4 protein-coding genes are annotated in these 2,577 nt (G+C 39.9%); all 4 read left to right on the forward strand.

Translation table 11 applies throughout. The features are described from left to right. On the forward strand, positions 1-656 hold a 656-nt coding region (locus AACU59_RS04820; protein ID WP_161437656.1), incomplete at its 5' end, for a DUF2861 family protein. Positions 657-716: 60 nt separating this feature from the next. After that, on the forward strand, positions 717-1,907 hold the full coding sequence (locus tag AACU59_RS04825) for a conjugal transfer protein TraF (RefSeq protein ID WP_094125813.1): 1,191 nt from the start codon (positions 717-719) through the stop codon (positions 1,905-1,907). Between the two features lie 45 nt (positions 1,908-1,952). Further along, entirely contained in the window at positions 1,953-2,108 is a 156-nt protein-coding gene (locus AACU59_RS04830) for a YoaH family protein (RefSeq protein WP_161437657.1), read from the forward strand. A gap of 180 nt (positions 2,109-2,288) precedes the next feature. Further along, positions 2,289-2,577: IS200/IS605 family transposase (gene tnpA, locus AACU59_RS04835; protein WP_161437658.1), on the forward strand; the 289-nt coding region annotated here is incomplete at its 3' end.

Raw genomic sequence — 2,577 nt, forward strand, 5'->3', positions numbered from 1 at the left:
CCGTTGATTGCGGTAAAAGTTTAGACAAAAAACCACTCCCTGAATGGCTTAAATCAATCACCATTAATAGGCAAGAGATCCAGAGCCCAGGAAGAGATGCATTTCATGTTGATATAGAAGTGGACGCTGAAAAACCACTTGCTGATATCAGGCTGGCGCAGTGGGTTGATAAAAGTTTATCAACCGATAGCTTATTAACGACCACTTCGAGTGACAGCGTCACTGGAAAGGCACATTACTTAAAGCGTTATAATCTCAATAGTAAAATTACAATGGGTTTATACCGTCTTGATATAACAGCCAAAGATCAGCAATCTTGGAGCGCATGGATTGTGCTTGGTGAACCCAAAGCAAAGCAAATTGTACGTTGGGCTTCGAAAGATCAATGGCAAATTGAAAAAAAAGCGTTACTCAATCCATATTGCCCTTTACCTGAACTCAATGTATCGCTGTATGATTACATCGATGGAAAATACTCTGAAATATGGAGTCAACGCTACGAGTCTGAGTATCCTAATGAACTTGAAATCACTAATTTAGCTGCAGACCGTTATGTACTAGCGGTATCAATGACTCAACAACGTTGGCAAGGGCCGATTATCATTGAGCAATCTCAAGTAATCAGTAAAACCTACGATGTTTCAGTAGATGAATAATTAAAGATAATAGACAATATGCCGTTATAGACATAAAGGAAACGACACGTTTATAACATTATGAAAAATTTCATTAAAATACTCCCACTTGCAGTCGTACTTACACCATCTTTCAGCTTCGCAGCCAATTATGCAATAGAGGCGCGAGGGGATGCGATGGGTGGTGTAGGGGTTGTATCGGCGAACTTTCTCACTGCTCCATTTTATAACCCTGCACTTGTGGCTATTTATCGTCGTAACGATGACGTAGGTATGATCGTTCCCAGTTTCGGGATTTCTTATAATGATGAAGACCACATGGTCGATGATTTAGACAGCATTTCAAACTTCATAGAAAAAAAAGATTACACAAATACTGAACAGCTGCAGAAAAGTTTAGATAATTTACAAAATGATAAACTAAAAGCCGAAATTGGCGGTGTTGTCGCCTTTGCCATTCCTAACCAATTTATAGCGGCTAATTTATTCGCCAAAGCCTATACCGAAACGTTTGTCACTCCTGATATTTACAGCGGCGAAAATACTGCGTCATTAACTCCAGAGCTACAAACTGTCGAAAACGCAGAGCTCAGCGCAGTGAACGCTGTTTCCGTTGGGGTAACAGAAGTGGGTTTCTCGCTAGCCAAGTACCAAACATTTTTAGGCCAACATATTGCCTTTGGTGTAACACCTAAACTTCAACGCATCTACACCTATGTATATTCAGCAAGCGTAACCGATTACGATATCAAAGATGCACGCGATAATGGCCAAGGAGAAACCATGTTCAACCTTGATGCCGGCGCATTGTGGTTTTATGGGCCTTTAAGAGTTGGATTTTCCGCAACCAATTTAGTCAAGAGAGACATTCAAACTCAATCTTACACTAAGAGTCTTAAGAGCCAATTCGGTAAAACACGAGACATCAATATTGGCTACGCATACCAAATGAGGCCACTTTATACAGTAGGCGTAGGTATTGTTGCAGACTATGCCACATTAAGCGTGGATTATGATCTTAATGAAGAAGAGCGCTACACTAATTTTAATGATAATACACAGATGATTCGAGTAGGTGGTGAAATCGATATCATGCGTCAGTTAAAATTAAGAGCAGGATATAAGAAGAACTTAGCATACGATAATGTTGATGGAACAATCACAGCAGGGGTAGGGATCTCACCTCTCAATCTTTTCCAACTGGACATTGGAGCAAGCTATACAAACGATAATGCGATGGGAGCTTACATAAATTTCCTTGCTAGTTATTAACTCGATCTCTATAGTCAGGCTCCTAATCAACCGGAGCCTTTTTAAATGTTTGATGATATTCCTACTTTATCTCACCAAGAACAGCAAGAAGCTGTTGAGAAAATTCAACAACTAATGGCTCAAGGTATCAGTACCGCAGAAGCCATAAAAATCGTTGCATCCCAAATTAGAGCAGAAAAATCTGTAGATAAAACGAATTAATTCTCAACCTAACTATTTCCATTGCATAAGAGCGTTCACTCATTAGTGGACGCTTTTTTGTTGTCATCCCTAAACCACCGCCTTGGGCGGTGGTGATTGAACCTTGGGGCTATTGCCCGAAGGAGTGCCCATGCTAGAAGTAAACCTCTTATTCACCACAAGTAAGAGGAAACTAAAAACATGGGCGATTATAGAAGTTCATCACATGTATATTGGCGTTGCAAATACCATATAGTTTGGACTCCGAAATACAGATTTAAGATCTTGAAAGGGAATGTAGGTAAGGAGCTTTATCGCTCAATCTATATTTTGTGCAATATGAAAGATTGTGAAGTCTTGGAATTAAATGTTCAGCCGGATCACGTTCACTTGGTTGTGATAGTTCCACCAAAAGTTTCGATATCAACGTTGATGGGAGTATTGAAAGGGCGTTCAGCAATCCGCTTGTTTAACAAGTTCCCACATATAA

The organism is Vibrio sp. V23_P3S9T160 (genome assembly GCF_963886625.1).
Classification (GTDB): Bacteria; Pseudomonadota; Gammaproteobacteria; order Enterobacterales; family Vibrionaceae; genus Vibrio; species Vibrio anguillarum.

Bases quoted from the DNA above. Each gene is read 5' to 3' on its own strand.
- AACU59_RS04825 (WP_094125813.1), top strand. From the start codon at position 717: ATGAAAAATTTCATTAAAATACTCCCACTTGCAGTCGTACTTACACCA.
- AACU59_RS04830 (WP_161437657.1), top strand. From the start codon at position 1,953: ATGTTTGATGATATTCCTACTTTATCTCACCAAGAACAGCAAGAAGCT.